At 68.8% G+C, this 23,615-nt stretch carries 25 protein-coding genes; 16 read left to right on the top strand and 9 right to left on the bottom strand.

The features are described from left to right. Positions 1–12: 12 nt before the first annotated feature. Positions 13–366, top strand: coding sequence for a DUF6867 family protein (locus ABE438_RS00495; protein ID WP_346500159.1), 354 nt, complete (start codon positions 13–15; stop codon positions 364–366). 149 nt (positions 367–515) lie between these two features. Continuing rightward, entirely contained in the window at positions 516–1,631 is a 1,116-nt protein-coding gene (locus ABE438_RS00490) for a branched-chain amino acid ABC transporter substrate-binding protein (RefSeq protein WP_346500157.1), read from the top strand. 82 nt (positions 1,632–1,713) lie between these two features. Here ABE438_RS00490 and ABE438_RS00485 read toward each other — a convergent pair whose 3' ends face one another. From ABE438_RS00485 to purB, 4 genes are all read right to left on the bottom strand, one after another. Beyond that, positions 1,714–2,448 (bottom strand): carbonic anhydrase family protein, encoded by a 735-nt coding sequence (locus tag ABE438_RS00485; protein WP_346500155.1) that lies wholly within the window; start codon positions 2,446–2,448, stop codon positions 1,714–1,716. A gap of 77 nt (positions 2,449–2,525) precedes the next feature. Beyond that, entirely contained in the window at positions 2,526–3,086 is a 561-nt protein-coding gene (locus tag ABE438_RS00480) for an RBBP9/YdeN family alpha/beta hydrolase (protein ID WP_346500153.1), read from the bottom strand. Positions 3,087–3,138: 52 nt separating this feature from the next. Then, the gene (locus tag ABE438_RS00475) at positions 3,139–3,870 is read right to left on the bottom strand and encodes a hypothetical protein (RefSeq protein ID WP_346500151.1); all 732 of its coding nucleotides are present in this window, start codon (positions 3,868–3,870) and stop codon (positions 3,139–3,141) included. A gap of 2 nt (positions 3,871–3,872) precedes the next feature. Beyond that, a complete protein-coding gene (gene purB, locus ABE438_RS00470) occupies positions 3,873–5,180 on the bottom strand; it encodes an adenylosuccinate lyase (RefSeq protein ID WP_346500150.1) in 1,308 nt (435 codons plus the stop codon). 168 nt (positions 5,181–5,348) lie between these two features. Here purB and ABE438_RS00465 point away from each other — a divergent pair, with 168 nt between their 5' ends. Beyond that, complete coding sequence (locus ABE438_RS00465) at positions 5,349–5,699, top strand: DUF1428 domain-containing protein (RefSeq protein ID WP_346500148.1); 351 nt, start codon at positions 5,349–5,351, stop codon at positions 5,697–5,699. 168 nt (positions 5,700–5,867) lie between these two features. Here ABE438_RS00465 and rpe read toward each other — a convergent pair whose 3' ends face one another. Continuing rightward, on the bottom strand, positions 5,868–6,548 hold the full coding sequence (gene rpe / locus ABE438_RS00460; protein WP_346500146.1) for a ribulose-phosphate 3-epimerase: 681 nt from the start codon (positions 6,546–6,548) through the stop codon (positions 5,868–5,870). A gap of 101 nt (positions 6,549–6,649) precedes the next feature. Further along, entirely contained in the window at positions 6,650–7,597 is a 948-nt protein-coding gene (locus tag ABE438_RS00455) for a hypothetical protein (protein ID WP_346500145.1), read from the bottom strand. Positions 7,598–7,897: 300 nt separating this feature from the next. Here ABE438_RS00455 and ABE438_RS00450 point away from each other — a divergent pair, with 300 nt between their 5' ends. Continuing rightward, on the top strand, positions 7,898–9,145 hold the full coding sequence (locus ABE438_RS00450; protein WP_346500143.1) for an NAD(P)/FAD-dependent oxidoreductase: 1,248 nt from the start codon (positions 7,898–7,900) through the stop codon (positions 9,143–9,145). 13 nt (positions 9,146–9,158) lie between these two features. On the opposite strand, the gene ABE438_RS00445 is transcribed toward ABE438_RS00450, so the two are convergent. Further along, entirely contained in the window at positions 9,159–10,169 is a 1,011-nt protein-coding gene (locus tag ABE438_RS00445; RefSeq protein ID WP_346500141.1) for a 4-hydroxyproline epimerase, read from the bottom strand. 195 nt (positions 10,170–10,364) lie between these two features. On the opposite strand from ABE438_RS00445, the gene ABE438_RS00440 reads away from it, so the two are divergent. Both ABE438_RS00440 and ABE438_RS00435 read left to right on the top strand, forming a co-directional pair. Next, the gene (locus tag ABE438_RS00440) at positions 10,365–10,880 is read left to right on the top strand and encodes a flavin reductase (RefSeq protein WP_346500139.1); all 516 of its coding nucleotides are present in this window, start codon (positions 10,365–10,367) and stop codon (positions 10,878–10,880) included. A gap of 93 nt (positions 10,881–10,973) precedes the next feature. Continuing rightward, a complete protein-coding gene (locus tag ABE438_RS00435) occupies positions 10,974–11,426 on the top strand; it encodes a CoxG family protein (RefSeq protein WP_346500137.1) in 453 nt (150 codons plus the stop codon). Between the two features lie 4 nt (positions 11,427–11,430). On the opposite strand, the gene ABE438_RS00430 is transcribed toward ABE438_RS00435, so the two are convergent. Next, on the bottom strand, positions 11,431–12,768 hold the full coding sequence (locus tag ABE438_RS00430) for a methyl-accepting chemotaxis protein (RefSeq protein ID WP_346500136.1): 1,338 nt from the start codon (positions 12,766–12,768) through the stop codon (positions 11,431–11,433). A gap of 306 nt (positions 12,769–13,074) precedes the next feature. Between ABE438_RS00430 and ABE438_RS00425 the strand changes: the two genes are divergently transcribed. The 3 genes from ABE438_RS00425 to ABE438_RS00415 all read left to right on the top strand — a co-directional run bounded on the left by ABE438_RS00425 (position 13,075) and on the right by ABE438_RS00415 (position 16,901). Then, positions 13,075–13,566 (top strand): (2Fe-2S)-binding protein, encoded by a 492-nt coding sequence (locus ABE438_RS00425; RefSeq protein WP_346500134.1) that lies wholly within the window; start codon positions 13,075–13,077, stop codon positions 13,564–13,566. 98 nt (positions 13,567–13,664) lie between these two features. Then, positions 13,665–16,028, top strand: coding sequence for a xanthine dehydrogenase family protein molybdopterin-binding subunit (locus tag ABE438_RS00420; RefSeq protein ID WP_346500132.1), 2,364 nt, complete (start codon positions 13,665–13,667; stop codon positions 16,026–16,028). 69 nt (positions 16,029–16,097) lie between these two features. Continuing rightward, positions 16,098–16,901 (top strand): FAD binding domain-containing protein, encoded by an 804-nt coding sequence (locus ABE438_RS00415; RefSeq protein WP_346500131.1) that lies wholly within the window; start codon positions 16,098–16,100, stop codon positions 16,899–16,901. A 46-nt stretch (positions 16,902–16,947) separates the two neighbouring features. On the opposite strand, the gene ABE438_RS00410 is transcribed toward ABE438_RS00415, so the two are convergent. Continuing rightward, positions 16,948–17,562, bottom strand: coding sequence for a trimeric intracellular cation channel family protein (locus ABE438_RS00410; protein ID WP_346500129.1), 615 nt, complete (start codon positions 17,560–17,562; stop codon positions 16,948–16,950). 112 nt (positions 17,563–17,674) lie between these two features. Here ABE438_RS00410 and ABE438_RS00405 point away from each other — a divergent pair, with 112 nt between their 5' ends. The 7 genes from ABE438_RS00405 (at position 17,675) to ABE438_RS00375 (ending at position 23,612) form a co-directional block, all read left to right on the top strand. Next, positions 17,675–18,586, top strand: coding sequence for an AAA family ATPase (locus ABE438_RS00405; protein WP_346500128.1), 912 nt, complete (start codon positions 17,675–17,677; stop codon positions 18,584–18,586). A gap of 50 nt (positions 18,587–18,636) precedes the next feature. Beyond that, positions 18,637–19,014, top strand: coding sequence for a nuclear transport factor 2 family protein (locus ABE438_RS00400; RefSeq protein WP_346500126.1), 378 nt, complete (start codon positions 18,637–18,639; stop codon positions 19,012–19,014). A gap of 7 nt (positions 19,015–19,021) precedes the next feature. Continuing rightward, positions 19,022–20,221, top strand: coding sequence for a vWA domain-containing protein (locus ABE438_RS00395; protein ID WP_346500124.1), 1,200 nt, complete (start codon positions 19,022–19,024; stop codon positions 20,219–20,221). A gap of 86 nt (positions 20,222–20,307) precedes the next feature. After that, positions 20,308–20,634 carry an XdhC family protein gene (locus ABE438_RS00390; RefSeq protein WP_346500123.1) on the top strand — a complete coding sequence of 109 codons (327 nt, stop codon included), beginning with the start codon at positions 20,308–20,310 and terminating at the stop codon, positions 20,632–20,634. A gap of 12 nt (positions 20,635–20,646) precedes the next feature. After that, complete coding sequence (locus tag ABE438_RS00385) at positions 20,647–21,279, top strand: LysE family translocator (RefSeq protein WP_346500121.1); 633 nt, start codon at positions 20,647–20,649, stop codon at positions 21,277–21,279. Between the two features lie 2 nt (positions 21,280–21,281). Continuing rightward, positions 21,282–21,974, top strand: a complete 693-nt coding sequence (locus ABE438_RS00380) for an XdhC family protein (protein WP_346500120.1) — start codon at positions 21,282–21,284, stop codon at positions 21,972–21,974. Positions 21,975–21,995: 21 nt separating this feature from the next. Beyond that, on the top strand, positions 21,996–23,612 hold the full coding sequence (locus tag ABE438_RS00375) for a molybdopterin-binding/glycosyltransferase family 2 protein (protein WP_346500118.1): 1,617 nt from the start codon (positions 21,996–21,998) through the stop codon (positions 23,610–23,612). Positions 23,613–23,615 lie beyond the last annotated feature (3 nt).

Raw genomic sequence — 23,615 nt, 5'->3', positions numbered from 1 at the left:
GGAGACCGAGGCATGCAAGGCGTTCTCTACGAGGAACCGACGGTCTGGCTCTTCCTGCTGGTCAGCGTGGTGATGGGCGGCTGGGCCGCCTGGATGACCGGGCGGGCGGTGGCACGGACCTGGCGGCCGACCTATCAGCTTGTGCTCTACACGCTGCTGCTCGGCGCCGTGGTGCGCTTCATCCATTACGCGCTGTTCCACGGCACGCTGCTGAGCCTGCGCTTCTACCTGATCGACACGGTCATCCTCTTCGCCTTCGCCTTTGCCGGCTGGCGCTACAACCGCGCCTGGCAGATGGTGACGCAGTATCGCTGGCTCTACGAGCCGAACGGCCCCTTCGGCTGGAAGGCGCGGGCGGGCGGCTGACGGGTGAGAGGGCCCACCACCAAAGTTCACCGGCTTGCCGCGTGACAGCCCCCGGAAAACACGCAAAACTGCGTTCACGGTGGCACCACGCGCCGAGACGGGCGGCCCCGGCCGACCCGTTCAAGACCAAAACAGGGGAGTCACACCAGATGAAGAAGCTGTTCTTGAGCGGCATCGCTCTCGGCGCCGTGCTGGCCTTCGCCGGTGCCGCCAACGCCCAGATCAAGATCGGTGTCGGCGGCCCGATCACCGGGGCGAACGCCGCCTTCGGCGCCCAGCTGAAGAACGGGGCGGAGCAGGCCGCGGCCGACATCAACGCTGCCGGCGGCATCAACGGCCAGAAGATCGAGATCGTCGTCGGCGACGACGTCTCCGACCCGAAGCAGGGCGTCTCGGTGGCGAACAAGTTCGTCGGCGACGGCGTGAAGTTCGTGGTCGGCCACTTCAACTCCGGCGTCTCGATGCCGGCGTCCGAGGTCTATGCCGAGAACGGAACGCTGATGATCACCCCGGCCTCGACCAACCCGCAGGTCACCGAGCGCGGGCTGTGGAACACCTTCCGCATCTGCGGCCGCGACGACCAGCAGGGCACGGTTGCGGCCGAGTACATCGCCAAGAACTTCAAGGACAAGAAGATCGCGGTGGTCCATGACAAGACCACCTACGGCAAGGGCCTTGCCGACGAGACGCTGAAGGGCCTGCAGAAGGCCGGCCTCAAGGAAGTGCTCTACGAAGGCGTGAACGCCGGCGAGAAGGACTTCTCGGCGCTTGTCTCGAAGATCAAGTCTTCGGGCGCCGACTTCGTCTACTGGGGCGGCCTGCACACCGAGGGCGGCCTGATCGTGCGCCAGATGCGCGGCCAGGGCGTCAACGCCGTGCTGATCGGCGGCGACGGCATCACCACCGACGAGTTCGCGACGATCGGCGGCCCCGGCGTCGAGGGCACGCTGATGACCTTCGCCCCCGATCCGCAGAAGCGGCCCGAGGCGGCCGAGGTCATCAAGAAGTTCGAGGCGCGCAACTTCAAGCCCGAGGCCTACACGCTCTACGCCTATTCGGGCGTGCAGATCATCGCCGACGGCATCAAGAGGGCCGGTTCGGCCGACCCGAAGAAGGTGGCCGAGGCGCTGAAGAACGGCACCGCGACCAAGACCGTGCTCGGCGATCTCGCCTTCGACAAGAAGGGCGACATCACCCGCATCGACTACACCATGTACACTTGGAAGAAGCAGGCCGACGGCAAGATCACCTATGTCGAGAACTGATCGCCGCGGCTGATCGCGCAGAGTGAAGGAAGGCCCGCCCCGGAGCGATCCGGGGCGGGCCTTCGCCGTTTCAAGGCCTTGCTCAGGCGTCGGCGAGCAGGCTGACGCGGCCGGTCGCGACGTCGTGCATGGCGGTGACGATGCGCAGTTCGCCCGCCTTGACGAGGTCGCGCATCACGTCGCTACGCCGGGTCAGCTCGCGGGTGGCGAGACGCGCATTCGTCTCGGCGACGGCCTGGACGAAATGCGGGTTGGCGGTGCTGCGCGGCCCGTCCGCCGTGGCGGTCGCGCTGACGGCCGGGACGATATTGGCGAGCGTCGCGGTGAGATTGCCGAGGTGCACGTCGTCGATCGCGCCCTTGATCGCGCCGCAACCGCTGTGTCCGAGTACCATGACGAGCCGCGCGCCGGCGACGCGGGTGGCGTATTCGAGGCTGCCGAGGATGTCGGTGTTGACGAAGTTGCCGGCGACGCGGGCGACGAAGACGTCGCCGATGCGCTGGTCGAAGACGAGCTCGACCGGCACGCGCGAGTCCATGCAGCCGAGAATCGCGGCGAAGGGCGCCTGCCCGCCTGCCGTCGCCTTGACCTGGGCGCGCAGGTCGCAATTGACGGTATGGCCGGAGAGAAAGCGCTCATGGCCCTGCAGCAGGCGCTCCAGCGCGCTTGCGGGCGTCTCGGCGCGCTGGCGCTCGCGGGAGAAGACGGCGCAGGCGCCGCCTTCGGGCTCGGCCGGTGCGCCGAGCGCGCTCCCGGCGGTCGCGGCAAAGCCGGCGACGAGCGGCAGGCAGCCGCAGAACAGGCGACGTGTCAGCATGGTATCCCCCCGGATCGACCGATGTCGGCCCGGAGGTAGCAGGCGAAGCCTAACAATCTACTGGCGGCGTCTGTAGATCAGTGCGCCGAGAGCTGCTTGAGGAAGCCGGCGAAGCGCATCAGCCCGTCCGGCCAGGGCCCGTGGCCGGATTCGCTGTTGATGTGGCCGCTATCGCCGGCATCGACGAACTCCGAGCCCCAGGCCTCCGCCAGCGCCTTGGCTTCCTCGGGCGTGCAATAGGGATCGGTCTGGCTGGCGATCAGCACGCTGCGGAAGGGCAGGGGCTTGCGCGGCAGATCGATGAAGGCGCTCTCCATCTCCGGAATGGCGCGCTTGGCCCGCTCGGAGGCCGGCGCCACCAGAAAGCCGCCGGCGACGTCGTGCGGGTGGAGATGGGCCGCGGCATGGGCCACGGCCGAGACGCCGGCCGAGTGCGCGACGAGCACGACCGGCTTGCTCGCCGCCCGCACCGCCGCGACGATGCGCTGCGCCCAGCCGTCGCGGGTCGGCCTGTACCAGTCGTCCTGCTCGATCACGCGGGCGGTGGACAGGCGCGCGACCCAGCGGGTCTGCCAATGGTCCGGCCCGGAGCCGGACCAGCCGGGGATGATGAGGATTTCTGCGTCGGAGGTGCGCATGACGGATTCTTAGTTTGTGAATTTAGTTTCGGTGTGAAGTCTGTATCTCATTTTATTGTTTGGATCGGATAAATACTGGAATGAAATTTATTCCTGGTGAGCCATATGATTCATTTTTGGCTTCAATCTCTTCAAAGTCTTTGTTTAGGTTATATTGATATAAAATATCTGATACTAAAATGGCGTGAAAGTTCATTATCGAGCTGGATGCATTGCTCATCGTTTCCCACAGCTTTTCAGAGCCTGCTTTGATTTGACCGTTTCCTGCACCATAGGCGAGATTCGATGAAACAATTTCCTCGGCGAATGAGTAGGCTACTTCGCCAATGCTGTTCCCAAAAATAAAATATAGGCCGTGGTCGTCAGGCATATTCTCTAGCATTTCGAGTGACTCTGTCGCACTGAAATGAAACGAAAATTTGTTTCTTAATATTTTTACCCATCGTTCGTTTGAAATTTTTCGAACTATCGCTGCGTGTGATTTTTTATGTTTCTCTGCAAAGGTAGGAAATATTTCCTTTATGGATCCAAGGTAGTTTGAAGTTAGTGTATTAAATTCAAAGATCGATGAGATGCAAAATCTCAGTAAATTTAACTGTCTTATCGCGATAAAGGCATTCTCAGGAGAGCGATCAACAAGATTATCGTTCTCAAGAATGTGATATATCTTAGAAAAATTTATTTGATTACAAGCGTGTGAGCTTGCAATCAAATATCCGCGATGTGCTGGATGTATTCGCTTCAGATCTCCGGCAGAGAAATTGACCTTCGTGAATCGTGTCACGGTCAGTGTTCTCCGAACACCCGCCGGAAGATCGTGTCGACGTGCTTGAAGTGGTAGCCCTCGTCGAACATCGCCTCGAGCGCGGCAGGGGAGAGCCGGGCGGTGACGTCCGCGTCGGCCTTGAGGTTGGTGAGGAAGTCCTCGCCGTGCTCCCAGGTGCGCATCGCGTTGCGCTGGACCATGGAATAGCTGTCCTCGCGGCTGGCGCCGGCCTGGGTCAGGGCCAGCAGCACGCGCTGCGAATTGTGCAGGCCGCCGAGCTTGTCGAGGTTCTTGCGCATGTTCTGCGGATAGATCAGCAGCTTGTCGATCACGCCGGTCAGGCGCGCCAGCGCGAAGTCGAGCGTCACGGTGGCGTCGGGGCCGATCATGCGCTCGACCGAGGAGTGCGAGATGTCGCGCTCGTGCCAGAGGGCGACGTTCTCCAGCGCCGGCGTGACCATGCCGCGCACCAGGCGGGCGAGGCCGGTCAGGTTCTCGGTCAGCACGGGATTGCGCTTGTGCGGCATCGCCGAGGAGCCCTTCTGGCCCGGCGAGAAATACTCCTCAGCCTCGTAGACCTCGGTGCGCTGCAGATGGCGGATCTCGGTGGCGAGGCGCTCGACCGAAGAGGCGACCACGCCGAGCGTGGCGAAGAACATGGCGTGGCGGTCGCGCGGGATGACCTGGGTCGAGACCGGCTCGGGCGTCAGGCCCATCTGCGCGGCGACGTATTCCTCCACCTGCGGGTCGATATTGGCAAAGGTGCCGACGGCGCCGGAAATGGCGCAGGTCGCGATCTCGGCGCGCGCGGCAATAAGGCGGGCGCGGCAGCGGTCGAACTCCGCATAGGCCTGGGCGAGCTTGAGGCCGAAGGTGACCGGCTCGGCGTGGATGCCGTGCGAGCGGCCGATGGTCGGGGTCAGCTTGTGCTCGAAGGCGCGGCGCCTGATGGCGGCGAGCAGCGCGTCGACATCGGCGATCAGGATGTCGGCGGCGCGGGCGAGCTGCACGGCCAGCGTGGTGTCGAGCACGTCGGAGGAGGTCATGCCCTGATGGACGAAGCGCGCCTCGGGGCCGACGATCTCGGCGAGATGGGTCAGGAAGGCGATGACGTCGTGCTTGGTGACGCGCTCGATCTCGTCGATGCGGGCGACGTCGAACTCCGCGTCGCGGGCCTTGGCCCAGATCGTCTGCGCGGCCTCCCTCGGCACCACGCCGAGTTCGGCGAGCTTGTCGGTCGCATGCGCCTCGATCTCGAACCAGATGCGGAAGCGCGTCTGGGGCTCCCAGATCGCGACCATTTCGGGGCGGGAATAGCGGGGGATCATAGCGGGCTCGCGACGTGACGATGAAGGGCTTGCCGGCTCGCTAGCACGGAAGGGCCGCAGACGGAATGCCGGTGAGGGCTCGACGCCCTGCTGACAGGAGTGGGCACCGCCGCCCTGCTAGGTTCGGGGCAGGGCCCAGCCGAGGGCCGATCAGCAGGGAGAACGCTCATGTCCTATGTCGACGGGTTCGTCGCAGCCGTGCCGGCCGCCAATCGCGAGGCCTATGCCGCGCACGCCCGCGCTATGGCGCCGCTGTTCAGGGAATTCGGCGCGACGCGCATCGCCGAGAACTGGGGCGACGACGTCCCGCATGGCAAGCAGACCGACTTCCATCGCGCCGTCGCGGCGAAGGAGGACGAGGTCGTGGTCTTCGCCTGGATCGAATGGCCGAGCAAGGAAGCGCGCGACGCCGCCTGGCAGAAGATGATGGAGGATCCGCGCATGGCGCCGGGCGCCAATCCGATGCCCTTCGACGGCGCCCGCATGATCTATGGCGGTTTCAGCGCGATCGAGCTCTGAATCGGGCAGCCTGTCCGGGGCGGGCGTAAGGCCCGAGCCCGTACCCCATGGCCGCTGGCCAGGAAGACGAGGCGGTCAGGGGCGACTGACCGGTCAGGCGCGGTTATGGATTCCGGGTTCGCCGCTTGCGCGGCGCCCCGGAAAGACGGGCTCCTGCCGTGATCGCCTTCAGACCCAGTCGCCGCGGGCGGTCTCGGCCGCCTTGCGGATCGCCGCGATGTTGGCGGCGTAGGCCGATGGGCCGCCCTTGAAGGCGGCCGAGCCGGCGACCAGCGTGTCGGCGCCGGCCTTGACCGCGAGCGGTGCGGTCTCGGGCGTCACCCCGCCGTCGATCTCGAGCGCGATCGGGCGGTCGCCGATCAGGGCGCGGAGCTGGGCGATCTTGTCGACCACCGTATGGATAAAGCTCTGGCCGCCGAAGCCGGGATTGACCGTCATCAGCAGGACGAGGTCGACATCGGCGATCAGTGCCTCGGCGGCACTCGCAGGCGTGCCGGGGTTGAGCACGATGCCGGCCTTCTTGCCCTGTGCCTTGATCGCCTGGATCGTCCGGTGCGGATGCGGACCGGCCTCGACATGGAAGGAGATCAGGTCGGCGCCGGCCTTGGCGAAGGCCTCGACGTAAGGGTCGACCGGGGCGATCATCAGATGCACGTCGAAGAACTTTTTCGTATGCGGGCGGATCGCCTTCAGCACGTCGGGCCCGAAGCTGATGTTCGGCACGAAATGCCCGTCCATCACATCGCAATGGATCCAGTCGGCACCGGCCTCGTCGATGGCGCGGACCTCTTCGCCCAGCCGGGCGAAGTCGGCGGAGAGGATGGAGGGGGCGATGCGCAGCGTGCTCATGCGGGCGGTCTAGAACATCGGACCGGAAAGGGGAAAGCACTTTTCGCAGGACGCCGATGCCATGCCGGCGCGCCGCTGCCGGCGTGCCGACGCCATTTCCGTCAGCCCGTCTCGCCGCGGCGGATGCGGGCGGCGATGCCGCCCAGCAGCCAGGGCAGCAGATAGATCGGGAACTGGGCCAGGGCGAAGAACAGGAAGGTCGTCGGTGGCACGCCGGCGCCGAGCGCCGCGATCAGCAGGCCCATGTTCCGCTGGCCGGTGCCGTAGCCGATCATGAAGCGCTCGGACGGCCGCAGGATGCGCAGCAGCAGATAGGACAGGCCGAGCCCGGCCGCCGAGATCGCGAAGACCACGGCGAGGAAGCTGGCGACCAGGCCCGGCCGCTCGATCGCGGCATGGGTGACGCCGTCCATCGCCGCGATGGCGAAGACGAAATACATCAGCACGCCGAAGCCATCGAGATTGGGCTTGAGCTCGACGATGCGCTGCCGGCCGAGCCAGTAGCGCAGCACGAAGGCGGCCGTCATGCCGCCGCCGATGAAGATCAGCAGCCGCATGGTCAGCACCATCAGGTCGAGCGGCACGGCGGCGCCGGCCAGCCATTCGACCGAGATCGGTGCGACGATCGGGCAGAGGATGGTGGTGACGATCACGCCGGCGATCATCAGCGAGGGCTCGAAGCCGTAGATGATCGCCACCGCCGGCGCCGACATGATCGGCGGGGCCGAGCCGAGAATGGCGATGCCGAGCACCAGGCCGGGGTCCATCGCCTCGCGGCCGACCAGGGCGAAGGCGATCGCGATCATCAGCGGCGGCACCGCGATCAGCCAGAGGCAGGTCGCGATCAGCCGCGCCGGTCGGCGCACCAGCCCGGCGATCACGCCGAAATCGGCGCGCAGGAAGACGATCAGGGTGAAGCAGAAAATCGCGACCGGCAGGAGCGGGCGCGCGGCGGCCGAGAACTGCGGCAAAGCGAGGCCGAGCATGATCGACAGGGCGAAGCACTGCGTGCCGTAGCGGCCCAGCCAGGCGAGAAACGAAGCGATCAATCCGAGCATGAGATCCGCTGTCGGCGCAAAGAGGTCACAGTGGATGATCCGTGCCCTATAGTCATCTCCCCGGCGCGCATTGGGGGGCGGCGTGGCGGGGGCATGTCCTCGGCGGCTCGGCGCGGTATAAAATTCGCACTATGGCGCCAAGCTCGCCCGATGTTGCGGCAAGATAGTCAAGATGCGACGCGATCAGCGATAATTTGCGCAATAGGCCGCATGATCGCGCGCGAGTGCTGACAGGGCCGGCGGACGCGCTATCCTTGGGGCACAAGAGGGTCGAACGGAGAGTGTGAGTCCATGCGGACCGACGCGATCGTTGTGGGTGCCGGGATCGTCGGGATCTCGGTCGCGCTCCATCTGCAGAAGGCGGGCCGCTCCGTCCTCCTCGTCGATCGCGGCGAGCCGGGGCGCGAGACCAGCTACGGCAATGCCGGCCTGATCCAGCGCGAGGGCGTCTACCCTTATGGCTTCCCGCATGATTTCGGTGCGCTCATCCGCTACGCGATGAACAACACCATCGATGCGCATTACCACTGGAGCGCGATTCCGAAGCTCGCGCCGTTCCTGTGGTCCTACTGGCTGCATTCGCGCGCCTCGCAGCACGAGGCCATCGCCCACAAATACGCGACGCTGATCGAGCACAGCGTCAGCGAGCACGATGCGCTGGCGCAGGAGGCCGGGGCGACCGAGCTCTTGCGCCGCAAGGGCTGGCTGAAGGTGTTCCGCAGCGAGGGCGAGCAGGCGGCCCGCCTGGCCGAGGCCGCGCGCTGGAACCGCGATTTCGGGCTGAATTACCGCGCGCTCGACGCCGCCGCGCTGCGCGCCGAGGAGCCGCATCTCGACACCAGCTTGATCGGCGGCCTGCACTGGACCGACCCGGTCACGGTCATCGATCCGCTCGGCCTGTCGCGCGCCTATCTCGCTCTGTTCGAGAGGCTCGGCGGGCGCAGCGCCCGCGGCGACGCCGGCACGCTGCGCCAGGACGGCGAGGGCTGGAGCGTGACTTTGGCCGACGGCACGGTGGCGCAGGCCCGCGATGCGGTGGTGGCGCTCGGCCCCTGGGCCGACGTGCTGACCAACCGCCTCGGCTATCGCCTGCCGCTGGCGGTCAAGCGCGGCTACCACATGCATTACAAGCCTCTCGGCAATGCGGTGCTGAACCATCCGGTGCTCGACACCGAGCGCGGCTATTTCCTCGCGCCGATGAAGCAGGGCATCCGCCTGACCACCGGTGCCGAATTCGCGGCACGCGATGCGCGGCGCACCCCGGTGCAGCTGGCGCGGGCCGAGCCGATCGCGAAGACCCTGTTCCCGCTCGGCGAGCGGATCGATGCCGAGCCTTGGCTCGGGGCGCGGCCCTGCACGCCGGACATGATGCCGATCATCGGGCCGGCGCCGAAGCACAGGAACCTGTGGTTCTCCTTCGGCCACGCCCATCACGGGCTGACGCTCGCCGCCGTCACCGGCCGCATGATCGCCGAGATGGTGACCGGGCGGCCGGTCTTCGTCGATCCGACGCCCTTCGCGCCGTCGCGCTTCGCCTGAGCCGTGCGCCCGCTCAGGGCCGGTCGGCCAGCTGGAAGCCGTGGGCGAGCGGGTCCCGGTCGTCGATGAAGATGGTGTTGTAGCCGGTCATCCGGGCCCAGCCCTCGATCGAGGGGATGATCGCGTCATGCGGGCCGACCTTCGCTGCCGCCTCGACGCGGCCGCGGAAGAGCGTGCCGATGATGCTCTCGTGCACGAAGTCGTCGCCGACCGCGAGCCGGCCCTTGGCGGCCCATTGCGCCATGCGCGCCGAGGTGCCGGTGCCGCAGGGCGAGCGGTCGAGCGCCTTGTCGCCATAGAACACGGCGTTGCGGGCATGGGCCTCCGGCCGGGTCGGCGCGCCGGTCCAGAGGATGTGCGACAGGCCGCGGATCGCCGGGTTCTCCGGATGCACGAAGTCGTATGCCGCGTTGAGCGCGGCACGCAGCTTCGGGCTCCAGCGCAGCAGGTCGGACGGGTTGACCGAGGCGATGTCGTCGAGGGCCGGCTGGGGATCGACGATCGCGTAGAAATTGCCGCCATAGGCGACGTCGACCGTGACCTCGCCGAGCCCTTCCACCGTGGCTGCCAGCCGGGTGGCGTGGAGATAGCTCGCGATATTGGTGATGCGCACGCTGTCGACGTGATCGCCGTTGCGGACATAGGTCGCGGTGACGAGGCCGGCCGGCGTGTCGATCTTCAGCACGCCCTCCTGCCGCGGCGTGACGAGGCCGCGCTCCAGCGCCATGGTCACGGTGCCGATGGTGCCGTGGCCGCACATCGGCAGGCAGCCCGAGGTCTCGATGAAGAGGAAGGCGATGTCGGCGTCGGGCCGCGTCGGTGGATAGAGGATCGCGCCCGACATCATGTCGTGGCCGCGCGGCTCGAACATCAGCCCAGTGCGGATCCAGTCGAAGGCGGCGAGAAAGTGCGCCCGTTTCTCGACCATGGTCGCGCCCTCGAGCGGCGGGGCCCCGCCGGCGACGAGCCGGACCGGGTTGCCGCAGGTATGGCCGTCGACGCAGAAGAAAGTGTGTGTCGCCATGGATTTGGGCCGTCGCGTTGAGGATTCGATTCCGGCCGGCCGCGGTCGTCGCCCGGGTCAGATGCTGCCGAGGTTAGGGCGCGGGCCGGGCAGCGGCAATGCGTGTCGGCCGTCGCGCGCCGAACTGGCCTTCGCCGTCCCGAGCGCCTAAATGAACGGCGAGCGCCTTTTCCGCTCCCGCAGACCCAAGGCCCGATGATCAGCACCGCCGATGCCGCCGCGCCCGTCGCGGTTCCCTCCGCCCATGATTTCCGCGATGCGATGGCGCGGGTCGCCAGCGCGGCGCATCTCGTCACCACGGCGGGCGCCGGCGGGCGAGCCGGGCTGACGGCGACGGCTGTCGCCTCCGTCTCCGACGCGCCGCCGACCGTGCTGGTCTGCGTCTCGGCCGGCAGCCGCACGCTGGCGGCGATCGAGGCCAATGGCGTCTTCTGCGTCAACACGCTGGCCGAGGCCGACCGCGAGCTCGCCGCCGTCTTCGCCGGGCAGCGCGGCCTGTTCGGCGAAGCGCGCTTCGGGGCGGGGCAGTGGCGCGCGCTGACCACGGGCGCGCCGGCGCTGGCCAGCGCGCTCGCTGCCTTCGACTGCCGGCTGGTCGCGACGCATGCGGTCGCGACGCATCGCATCCTGATCGGCGAGGTGGTCGGGCTCGGCGGCGGCGGGGCCGGGCCGGGGCTGATCTATCGCGAGCGCCATTTCGGCGCCGCCTGAGTACGCCGGCCCCTTGTGCGCGCCGGTGCTTTCCGGCCATGGATTGTCAAAGCGCCGGCAGGCGTGGTCCGTGACTGAGGGAGGAACGGCATCATGGCGATGACGATGACGGGCGAGGCGATCCTGCCGGCGGGCAAGGACGTGGTTTGGGCGAAGCTCAACGATCCCGAGGTGCTGAAGGCGGCGATCCCAGGCTGCGAGCAGCTCAGCAAGGACGACGACACGCATTTCTCCGCGGTGGTGAAGATCAAGCTCGGCCCGGTGAAGGCGACCTTCAAGGGCGAGGTCGAGCTGCAGGATCTCGATCCGCCGAACGGCTACCGCATCGTCGGCAAGGGCGAGGGCGGCATCGCCGGCTTCGCCAAGGGCGGCGCCAAGGTGATGCTCGAGGACGCCGAGGGCGGGCAGACGCTGCTGCGATACGAGGTTGACGCGCAGGTCGGCGGCAAGCTGATGCAGCTCGGCTCGCGGCTGATCGATTCGGTCTCGAAGAAGCTGGCCGACGAGTTCTTCGCCAATTTCGCCAAGGCGGTCGCCGAGGGCTGATCGCTCAGGAGACGCTGCGCAGCGCCGCCAGCGTTTCGCCGACCGCCGTCTCGGCGGCGCCGACCTGAAGCGCGATGTGGGAGGCGGCGGCGTTGGCGCGCTCCAGCGCCCGGGCGCTGGCCTCCAGGCTGTCGTTGACCCGGCGGGCGCTGTCGATCGCCTCGTCGGAACAGGAGGCGACGGCCGCCGCGTCGCGGGCGATGGCGCCGGTGACCTGGCTCTGCTGCGCCACCGCCTCGGAGATCGCCTCCGAATCCGTCCTGATCTCGCGGATCGTCCCGCCGATCGAGGAAGCGCGCTGGTCGCAGGCCTCGGTGCTGGCGGCGAGCTTGGAGATTTGCTGGGCGATCTCCTGCGTGGCGCCGGCGGTCTGCGTGGCCAGCGTCTTGACCTCGGAGGCCACGACCGCAAAGCCGCGCCCGGCCTCGCCGGCTCTGGCCGCCTCGATGGTGGCGTTGAGCGCGAGCAGGTTCGTCTGCGCTGCGATGTCGGCGATCATGCCCACCACGGTGCCGATGCTGCTGGCGACGTCGCGCAGATGGGCGATGGCGCCGTTCATCGCCTCGGCGTCGGCGACGGCCCGGTTGGTGATGGCGAGGCTCTGGCGGGCGCGCTGCTCGATCTCGGCGATGTTGGCCGACATCTCCTCGGTGGCCGCCGCGGTCTGCAGCGCGCGCTCGCGCACCAGCGTCGAGGCCTTGGCGACCAGCGCGACCTGGTCCTGGATGAAGCTGGTGGCGGCGGCGGTCTCGTCTGAGGTGGCGGCGAAATCGTCGACCGCTGTGGTGATCACGCTGTCGATCTGGGTGATGCGCGCGGTCAGCGTGGCCGCGACCTGGTCGAGCGCCGTGCTGCGCCGGCTGGCGTCGACGGCCTCGGCGCGCTTGTCGAGCGACATCGCGGTGTTGACGTCATAGGTCAGCAGTCGCTCGATGACGAAAAGGTCGCGCGCCTGTTTGCGTCGCGCCAGGGTGAGCGGCTTTTCGGCGAGGAAGAGGCGGAAGAGGGTGAAGGCGATCGAGGCGCGGGCCCGGGCACCGACCTCGGCGCGTCGCTCGAGCTCGTTCAGCCGCTCGAGGGAGTCGCAGTAGGCGGCGTCGAAATCGCCGTCGAAGAGCAGGCGGAAATGACGGGCCTCGGCGGCGTAGAGTTCGGCCGCGACCGGGGCGACGGCATCCCTGATGCGGGGGTGGATCTCGAAGGCGCGCTCGAAATCCTCGGCGACGACCCGCTCGATCTCGCGCTCGACGATGGCGCGATAGCGCCGCAGGCGCAGGCGCTGCTGTTCGTCATACGCCAGGGTCTCCAGGCGTCTGCGGACGTGCTCCAGGATCGTGGCCACTGCGTCCCCCGAATTGTCTGGACGATCTGATGCCGTCTTCACGCGCGATTATCGGGATTCGACCTTAACAAATGTCGAAGAGGGGCGCTGGCGGGCCGTTCTGGAAAACTGCCCGAAACTGCCGCGAAATCAGCCTTTCGCAGCAGGGCCGCCAGCTTGACCCCGGCGAAATGCGGGGCCAAACTCGGTTTTGTAGTTGTTCCAAGAAAAATGTCTTCGGAGGCGCTGCGGTCTCCGGAGGCCCGCGCGGCGCGTCGAGATGTCTTCGCTCCGCTCTGGACGAACAGGCTTCGGAGGGGATGCCCCATGGCCAATGTGACCATGACGGTGAACGGCAAGCCCGTCACCGCGACGATCGATCCGCGCACGCTCCTGGTACAGTTCCTGCGCGAGAACCTGCGCCTGACGGGCACCCATGTCGGCTGCGACACCAGCCAGTGCGGCGCCTGCGTCGTGCATCTCGACGGCAAGGCGGTGAAGGCCTGCACCACGCTCGCGGTGTCCTGCGAGGGGGCCTCGGTCACGACCATCGAGGGGCTGGCCGCGGGCGGCGCGCTGCATCCGATGCAGGAGGCTTTCCGCGAGCATCACGGGCTGCAGTGCGGCTTCTGCACGCCGGGCATGATCATGACGGCGGTCGACATGGTGAACCGCCGGGGCAATGCGCTGGACGAAGCGACGATCCGGGAGGATCTCGACGGCAACATCTGCCGCTGCACGGGCTACCACAACATCGTCAAGGCGATCGCCGCCGGGGCGGAGGCAATGGGCGAACCGGCCAGGCAGGCCGCCGAATAGCGGGTTCCGGAGACCGGGCCCGCGCGGCCCGCAAGCAGCCGTCAAGCCCAGTCCATGCAGCAAGCGCCCGACAAGAGGCGCCACGCCAGGAGGAAACCATGTCCGCCACCGGAATCGGCGCCCCCGTCCGCCGCAAGGAAGACCACCGCTTCATCACCGGCCAGGGCCGCTATACCGACGACATCAACCGGCCCGGCCAGGCGCACGCCTTCTTCCTGCGCTCGCCGCACGCCCATGCCCGCCTGCGCAGCGTCGATACGGCGGCGGCGGCCGCGATGCCCGGCGTCCTCGGCATCTTCACCGGCGAGGACCTCGCCGCCGACAAGATCGGCGGGCTGATCTGCGGCTGGATGATCCATTCAAAGGATGGCACGCCGATGAAGGCCGGGCCGCACCCGGCGCTGGCGCAGGGCAAGGTCCGCTATGTCGGCGACCATGTCGCGGTGGTCGTAGCCGAGACGCTGGCCCAGGCGCGCGATGCGGCCGAGGCGATCACCGTCGATTACGAGGTGCTGCCGGCCGTGGTCGACACTGCGGGGGCGGCGAAGGCCAAGTCGGTCGTCCATGACGAGGCGCCGGACAACACGGTGTTCAACTGGCATCTCGGCGACAAGGCGGCGACCGAGGCGGCCTTCGCCAAGGCGGCCCATGTCACCAAGCTCGACCTCGTCAACAACCGGCTGGTGCCGAACCCGATGGAGCCGCGTGCGGCCGTCGGCGACTATGACGACGGCGACGGCGTCTTCACGCTCTACACCACCAGCCAGAACCCGCATGTGGCGCGACTGGTGCTCTCGGCCTTCATCGGCATCGCGCCGGAGAACAAGCTCAGGGTGATCGCGCCGGATGTCGGCGGGGGCTTCGGCTCGAAGATCTTCATCTATGCCGAGGAGACGGTCTGCGTCTGGGCGGCGAAGAAGGTCGGGCGGCCGGTGAAGTGGACCTCCGACCGCACCGAGGCCTTCCTGGCCGACGCGCATGGCCGCGACCACGTCACCCATGCCGAGCTGGCGATGGATGCGGACGGACGGATGCTCGGCATGCGCGTGCACACCACCGCCAATCTCGGCGCCTATCTCTCGACCTTCTCCTCCTCGGTGCCGACCTATCTCTATGCGCCGCTGCTGTCGGGCCAGTACGACATCCCGGCGATCTATTGCGAGGTCGACGCGGTCTACACCAACACGGCCCCGGTCGACGCCTATCGCGGCGCCGGACGGCCGGAGGCGACCTTCGTGGTCGAGCGGCTGGTCGAGATGGCGGCGCGCCAGCTCGGCAAGGACCCGGCGAAGTTCCGCATGCAGAACTACATCCGGCAGTTCCCGCACCAGACGCCGGTGATCATGATGTACGACACCGGCAACTACGCCGCCTCGATGAAGAAGGCGCTGGAGTTGGCGGACTACAAGGGGCTCGCGAAGCGCAAGCGCGATTCCGCCCGGCGCGGCCGGCTGCGCGGCATCGGCTTCTCCTCCTATATCGAGGCCTGCGGCATCGCGCCCTCCGCTGCGGTCGGCTCGCTCGGTGCCGGCGTCGGCCTGTGGGAATCGGCCGAGGTCCGGGTCAATCCGGTCGGCACGGTCGAGGTGCTGACCGGCTCGCACAGCCACGGCCAGGGCCACGAGACCACCTTCGCCCAGCTGGTCAGCGACCGGCTCGGCGTGCCGATCGAGAACGTCTCGATCATCCATGGGGACACCGACAAGGTGCAGATGGGCATGGGCACCTATGGCTCGCGCTCGGGTGCGGTCGGCATGTCGGCCATCGCTGTGGCGCTCGACAAGGTGATCGCCAAGGGCAAGAAGGTCGCCGCCCATGTGCTCGAGGCCGACGAGGCCGACATCGAGTTCGCGGACGGGCATTTCGCGGTGAAGGGCACCGATCGCAAGCTGGATTTCGGCTCCTGCGCCCTGCAGGCCTATATCGCGCACAAGTTCAGCGGCCAGGAGCTGGAGCCGGGGCTGAAGGAGGGGGCGTTCTACGACCCAACCAATTTCACCTTCCCAGCCGGCGTCCACATCTGCGAGCTGGAGATCGACCCGCAGACCGGCGTGACAACGATCGAGCGCTGGTCGGCCGTCGACGATTTCGGCAACGTCATCAACCCGATGATCGTCGAGGGGCAGGTGCATGGCGGCATCGCTCAGGGCGTCGGGCAGGCGCTGCTGGAAGGCGCGCGCTATGACGGCGACGGGCAGCTCGTGACCGCGAGCTTCATGGACTACTGCATGCCGCGGGCCGACGACCTGCCGTCCTTCCAGGTCGGGATGACGGTGACGCCGTGCCCGTCCAACCCGCTCGGCATCAAGGGCTGCGGCGAGGCGGGCGCGATCGCGGCGCCGCCCGCCGTGATCAACGCCATCACCGACGCGCTCGGCCATGAGGACATCGCCATGCCGGCGACGCCGCAGGCGGTCTGGCGCGCCGCGCGCAGGACCGTCTCGCGGCTGGCCGCGGAATAACCCATCTTCCTCGCCCCGGCGTGCTTGCGCCGGGGCGAGCCTGATCTCTCCGACGAAGGAACAGGGCCCATGTACGCCTTCACTTACCATCGCCCGGCGAGCGCCCGTCAGGCCGCGACGCTTCTCGGCAAGAAGGAGGACGCCAAGCTCCTGGCCGGCGGCCATACCCTGCTGCCGACGATGAAGCAGCGGCTAGCCGCGCCGACCGCGCTGGTCGATCTCTCCGGCTGCCTCGATCTCAAGGGGATTGCGCAGAAGGGGCGCAACCTGATCATCGGCGCGATGACGACCCATGCCGAGGTCGCCAATTCGCCCGTGGTGCGCGACGCCATTCCGGCGCTGGCCTATCTTGCCGGCCATATCGGCGACCCGGCGGTGCGCCATCGCGGCACGATCGGCGGCTCGGTCGCCAACAACGACCCCGCGGCGGACTATCCGGCGGCGCTGCTGGCGCTGGGCGCCACCGTGGTCACCAACCGCCGCAAGCTTTCGGCGGCGGAGTTCTTCACCGGCCTCTACGAAACCGCGCTGGAGGAAGGCGAGGTCATCCTGCGCGTCTCCTTCCCCGTGGTGTCCAAGGCCGGCTACGCCAAGTTCCGCAACCCGGCCTCGCGCTATGCGATGGTCGGCGTCTTCGTCGCCAAGCGCGGCGGCGAGGTCGCGGTCGCGGTGACCGGCGCGGGCGAGGGCGGGGTCTTCCGCTGGCCCGAGGCCGAGGCGGCGTTGAAGGCGCGCTTCGCGGTGAAGTCGCTGGACGGGCTGGCCCATGGCGCGGACGGCATCAATGCCGACATGCACGCCGACGCCGAATATCGCGCCCATCTGATCGGGGTGATGGCCCGTCAGGCGGTCGCGATGGCCACCGGCAAGTGAGCGGCGTCGTGCCGGGCGCGCAAGCTTCCGGCACGCTCGCCCCGGCTCAATGCAGGTCCTGCGTATAGACGAATTTCGGCATGCTCCAGTTGAAGCGCAGCGCCATCATGCGCAGCGTCAGACCGACAGCCATGGCGATCACCATGATCAGGTCGTGCGGCAGTGCGACCTGGAGCCCGCCGACATAGACCAGCCCGGTGACCACCGAGACGGTGGCGTAGAGCTCGCTGCGGAAGAGCAGCGGGATGTCGGCGCAGAGAACGTCGCGCAGCACGCCGCCGACGCAGCCTGTGATCAGCCCGGCCGCGATGACGATCACGAAGGGCAGCTGCATCTCCAGCGCGACATTGCAGCCGATCACGGTGAAAAGCACGAGGCCGATGGCATCGAGCAGCAGGAAGAGCTTTCGCAGCCGGTGCATGACGCGGGCGACGGCGATGGTGAACAGCGCCGCGCCGGCGGTGATCAGCAGATAGTGCGGATGCTTCACCCAGACGAGCGGATAATGCCCGAGCAGCATGTCGCGCACCGAGCCGCCGCCGAGCGCGGTGACGCAGCCGAGCATGCAGACGCCGACCCAGTCCATGCTGCGCCGGCCGGCGGCGAGCGCGGCCGACATCGCCTCGACCACGATGGCGACGATGTACATGACGAGGAGCATGGCGCGGCCTCCGCTCGCTGTTCCTGCCCCGTCTTAGCGACTAAGGGTTACGGGAGCCCAAACCGGGGGCGCTCCCGCCGACGCCGCCCCGGCCGATCACCATGGATGCCGCATGACGCACGCGCTGCCTGACTCGATCGACGCGATGCTCGCCCTGCTGCAGGCGCAGGGTTACGTCGCCGACCGCCCGCTCGCCACCGTGCTGTTCCTGGCGCTGCGGATGAAGCGGCCACTGCTGCTCGAGGGCGAGGCCGGCACCGGCAAAACCGAGATCGCCAAGGTGCTCTCGGCCGGGCTGGGGCGCCGGCTGATCCGGCTGCAATGCTATGAGGGGCTCGACCTCGCCTCCGCCGTCTACGAGTGGAACTATGCCGGGCAGATGATGGCGATCCGCCTCGCCGAGGCCGGTGGCGCCGCGAACGACCGGGCGCGGCTCGAAAGCGATCTCTTCTCCGAGCGCTATCTGGTGAAGCGACCGCTGCTGCAGGCGCTGGAGCCGCAGGAGGGCGGGGCGCCGGTGCTGCTGATCGACGAGCTGGACCGCACTGACGAGGCCTTCGAGGCCTTCCTGCTCGAGGTGCTGGCCGATGCGCAGGTGACTATCCCCGAACTCGGGACGATCAGGGCGCCCGAGCCGCCGATCGTGATCGTGACCTCCAACCGCACCCGCGAGATCCACGACGCGCTCAAGCGCCGCTGCCTCTATCACTGGGTCGGCTATCCGGACGCGCAGCGCGAGCTCGCCATCCTCAAGGCGAAGGCGCCGCAGGCTCCGGCGAAGCTCTCGCGGCAGGTGGTCGCCTTCGTGCAGGCGATCCGCAAGGAGGAGCTGTTCAAGGCGCCGGGCGTCGCCGAGACGCTGGACTGGGCGAGCGCGCTGGTCGAACTCGACGCGGTGGGGCTCGATCCGGCGATCGTCTCCGACACGCTGGGTGCGCTGCTCAAATACCAGGACGACATCCAGGCCATGCAGGGCTCGAGCCTGACCGAGCTATTGGACCGGGCGAAGCAGGCCGCGCGCTGAGCGCCGGGCGGGAACGGCCGGGACGATGCCGGCGACGAGGGAGGACGACCATGGACGACGAGGACATCCGGGCGATCGAGACCGCGACCCGCACCTATCTCGACGGGCTCTACGAGGGGCACACCGCCAAGCTCGCCTCGGTCTTCCATCCGACCAGCGCGCTCACCCATCTCGAGGGCGGCGAGGTCTCGATCCTGCCGCGCGCGCAATGGCTGGAGCGTGTCGGCGGGCGCCAGTCGCCGCAGGCGGCCGGGCTGGCGCGCGCCGACCATATCCTGACGATCGACCTCGCCGCCCCGGGGATGGCTCTGGTCAAGGTGAAGTGCCAGATCCCGCCGCGCTATTTCGTCGATCTCCTGTCGTTCTTGAAGATCGGCGGCCGCTGGCAGGTGGTCCAGAAGGTCTTCGCGGTCGAGACGCGGGGCTGAGCCGGCGATGAGCGGCTGCCTGCCCGAGAACGTCGCGCATTTCGCCCGCGCCCTGCGCGCCGCGGGCCTGCGCGTCGGGCCGGGGCAGGTGGTCGAGGCGGTCGAGGCGCTTGGCGAGGGGGCCCTGGGCGGCCGCGAAGAGGTCTACTGGGCCCTGCACGCGATCTTCGTGAAGCGCCACGAGGACAGCCCGCTCTACGATCAGGCCTTCCGGCTGTTCTGGCGTAGGCGCGGCCTGATCGAGAAGCTGATGGCGCAGATGTCGCCGTCCACGCCGCGCGTCGACGAGCCGCCGCCACCGCCCGAGGCCGGGGCGCTGCGGGTGGCCGAGGCCTTCGCCTCGCCCGAGCGCGACGAGGACGAGCCGGTGGAGCTGACCGAGTTCTCGGCGCGGCTGACCGTCTCGGCACGCGAGACCCTGCAGACGCGCGACTTCGCGCAGATGACCGCGGCTGAGATCTCGCGCGCCCGCCGTCTGATCGCCGCGCTGCGCCTGCCGGACGACACCGTGCGGACGCGCCGCTTCCAACCTGCGCCGGCCGGCCGGCGCATCGATCCGCGCCGCAGCTTCCGGCGCTCGCTGCGCCATGGCGGGGAGGTCATCGATCTCGCCTTCCGCGAGCGGGCGGAGGTCGCGCCGCCGCTGGTGGCGCTGGTCGACATCTCCGGCTCGATGGCGGAGTATTCCCGCATCTTCCTGCATTTCCTGCACGCGCTGACCGAGCGGCGCCGCCGCGTGCACTCCTTCGTGTTCGGCACGCGCCTGACCAATATCAGCCGGATGCTGCGCGCCCGCGATCCCGACGAGGCGTTGGCGCTGGCGGGCAAGGCGGCTCCGGACTGGGAAGGCGGCACGCGCATCGCCTCGGCGCTGCACGCCTTCAACCGCAACTGGTCGCGGCGCGTGCTCTCCGGCGGCGCGGTGGTGCTGCTGTTCACCGACGGGCTGGAGCGCGATCTCGGCGACGATCTCGGCTTCGAGATGGACCGGCTGCACCGCTCCTGCCGCCAGCTGATCTGGCTGAACCCGCTGCTGCGCTATGACGCCTTCGCGGCGCGGGCCAGCGGCATCCGCGCGATGCTGCCGCATGTCGACCAGTTCCGGCCGATCCATAACCTCGCGGCGATGGCCGATCTCTGCGCCGCCCTCTCCGCCGACGCGGGGCGGGCCGGCGATCCGCGCGAGTGGTTGAAGCGCGCGGGGTGAGGCATGATATGCCGTCGACACGCCGCATTGCCGTCGCGCGCCATGGCGAAAGCGGTCGTCGTTCGCTCGTCCCGCGAGGTCTTCCGATGATCAGCACAGACACCGACATCCTCGCCGAGGCCGAGCGCTGGGCGCGCGAAGGCCGCGGCGTCGCCATCGCGACCGTGGTCGAGACCTGGGGCTCGGCGCCGCGCCCGGTCGGCTCGCATCTCGTGATCGACGGGACGGGGAACTTCCTCGGCTCGGTCTCCGGCGGCTGCGTCGAGGGCGCGGTGGTGGCGGAGGCGGCCGAGGTCATCGCCGAGGGCCGGCCGCGCCGGCTGGAGTTCGGCGTCGCCGACGAGACCGCCTGGCAGGTCGGCCTGTCCTGCGGCGGGCGCATCGCCGTCTATGTCGAACCCGTCACGGTCTGAGGGATACGCCACATGGCCTCGTGGGAGACCCTCGTCGCCTTCGCGACGCTGACACTGCTGGTGGCCTATTTCCCGGGCCCGGCGCTGCTCTATACCGCCGCCCAGACCATTGCGCATGGCCGGCGTGCCGGGCTGATGGCGATGCTCGGCATTCATCTCGGCTGCTATGTCCATGTCATGGCCGCCGCCTTCGGGCTCTCGGCGGTGTTCAAGCACGTGCCGGAGCTCTATCTAGCGGTGAAGCTCGCTGGCGCGCTCTATCTGGTCTGGCTCGGCATCGGCATGATCCGCTCGCGCATGGGCCAGAGCGCCGAGAGCCCGCCGGCGCCGCCGAAAACGGTGAAGCGGGCGCTGCTCGATTCCTTCATCGTCGAGATCCTGAACCCGAAGGTGGCGCTGTTCTTCATCGCGCTGCTGCCGCAATTCGTCGATCCGGCGGCGTCGCTGCCGGTCTGGGCGCAGTTCCTCATTCTCGGAACGGTGGTGAATTTCGCCTTCTCCTCGGCCGATCTCGTCACGGTCTTCGGCGCTTCGCTGGTGATGAAGACGATGAAGGCGAGCCGCGCCGGCTTCGCCTTCGGCCGCTGGCTCGGCGGCTCGCTGATGATCGCGCTCGGCCTAAAGCTCGCTACCGACAAGGGCTAGCCATGGATCTCTCCCTGCTCGCAGCGCTCAATGCGGAGCGCGCCGCGCGCCGCGCCGTCGTGCTGGTGACCGAGGTCGCGACCGGCCGGCAGCGTCTGGTGACCGAAGCCGGGCTCGCAAGCGATCCGCTGGCCGCGGTGCTGGAGCGCCAACTGCGCAGCGGCCGCAGCGGCGCCGTCGAGGCCGATGGGCAGCAGCTGTTCCTGACCGTGCAGGCGCCGCCGCCGCGCGTCGTCGTCACCGGGGCGGTCCATATCTCGCAGGCCATGGCGCCGATGGCGCGCCTGCTCGACCTCGACATGGTGGTGATCGACCCGCGCAGCGCCTTCGCGACGCCGGAGCGCTTTCCCGATGTCGCGCTGCTGGCTGAATGGCCGGAGGCGGCGTTGGCGCGGGTGCCGCTCGACGCCTGGACCGCCTTCGTGGCGCTGACCCACGATCCCAAGATCGACGATCCCGGCCTGCAGGCCGCCCTGCGCTCCGACTGCTTCTATATCGGCGCGCTCGGCAGCCGGAAGACGCATGGCCGCCGCCTCGAACGGCTGGCGGAGGCCGGGTTCTCGGCCGCCGATACCGGCCGCATCCACGCGCCTGTCGGGCTCGACATCGGCGCGGTCTCGCCGGCCGAGATCGCGCTGTCCGTCCTCGGCGAGATCGTCGCCGCGCTGCGCGGGCCGCGGCGCCGGCCGGCCTGAGGGCCGGGAAGGAGCATTGCCATGAAGTTCGGTCCGGTCGCGATCGCGGACGCCGTCGGCTGCATCGCGGCGCACAGCCTGCGGGCGGGCGAGGTGGTGGTGCGCAAGGGCGCGACCATCGGCGAGGAGGAGGCCCGGCGGCTCGCCGCGGCCGGCGTCGCCGAGATCGTCGCGGTGACGCTCGAGCCCGGTGACGTCGACGAGAACGCGGCGGCGGAGGAACTGGCGCGCGCGCTCGCCGGCCGCGCGGTGGTGACCGAGGCGCCGTTCACCGGCCGGGTGAACCTGTTCGCGGCCGCAGCCGGCGTTCTGTCCATCGACGCGGCGACGGTCGATGCGCTGAACGCGGTGGACGAGGCGATCACCATCGCGACCCTGCCGCCGCTCAAGGCGGTCGTCGCGGGCGAGATGGTCGCCACCGTCAAGATCATCCCCTATGCCGTGCCGCAGGCGCGGATCGACGAGGCGCTGGAGCGCCTGGGCGCGGACAAGCCGATCGCGGTCACGGAATACCGGCTGAAGAGCGTCGCCGTGGTCTCGACGCTGCTGCCCGGGCTGAAGCCCTCGGTGGTGGAGAAGACGCTGCGCGTGATGGCGGAGCGGCTGGCGCCGGCCGGCGCCGCGATCGGGCTCGAGCGGCGCGTGCCGCACGAGACGGCGGCGCTGGCGGAGGCGATCCGCGAGGCGGCGGCAGGGCCGGATGAGCTCGTCGTCGTCTTCGGCGCCTCGGCGATCACCGACCGGCGCGACATCGTTCCGCAGGCGCTGGTCGAGGCCGGGGGAAGGGTCGAGCACCTCGGCATGCCGGTCGATCCGGGCAACCTGCTGATGCTCGGCGAGATCGAGGGCAAGCCGGTGCTCGGCGCGCCGGGCTGCGCGCGCTCGCTCAAGGAGAACGGGTTCGACTGGGTGCTGCAACGCTCGCTGGCGGGGCTGCCGCTGAAGCGGGCCGACATCCAGGCGCTGGGCGTCGGCGGCCTGCTGATGGAGATCGTTTCGCGGCCGCAGCCGCGTGCGCCGGGCCGTGCCGCGGTGAAGCCCGTCGCCGGGCTGGTGCTGGCGGCCGGCCGCTCGCGCCGGATGGGCGAGGCGAACAAGCTGCTGCAGGTAGTGAGGGGCGTGCCGATGGTGCGCCATGCGGTGGAGGCGCTGCTCGGCGCGGCGACCGGGCCGGTGCTCGTCGTCACCGGCCATGAGCAGGACCGCGTGCGCGCGGCGCTGGACGGGCTCGATGTCGCCTTCGTCGCCAATCCCGACCATGAGAGCGGGCTGGCCAGTTCGCTGAAGGCGGGCATCGCGGCGCTGCCGGCCGAGGCCGCGGGCGTGGTCGTCGCGCTCGGAGACATGCCGAACGTCACGCCGGAGGTCATCGGCCGGCTGGCGCAAGCCTTCGCCGACCGGCCCGAGGCGCTGGCGGTGGTGCCGACGCTGCTGGGCGAGCGCGGCAACCCGGTGCTCCTGTCCCGTGCAGCCTTCGCGCAGGTCGCGACGCTCGACGGCGACCAGGGCGCCCGTCGCCTGCTCGACGCCGCCGGCGACGCGGTGGCGGAGGTCCCGCTCGACGATCCGGCGATCGCGCTCGACATCGACACGCCCGCCGCGCTCAAGGCGCTCACCGGCCGCGATCCCGTCGCCTGAGCC

It is taken from the genome of Allobosea sp. TWI1241, assembly GCF_039673065.1.
Classification (GTDB): domain Bacteria; phylum Pseudomonadota; class Alphaproteobacteria; order Rhizobiales; family Beijerinckiaceae; genus Allobosea.
Note: the sequence above shows the minus strand (reverse complement) of the source record. Positions and strands in the feature narration are given on the sequence as shown.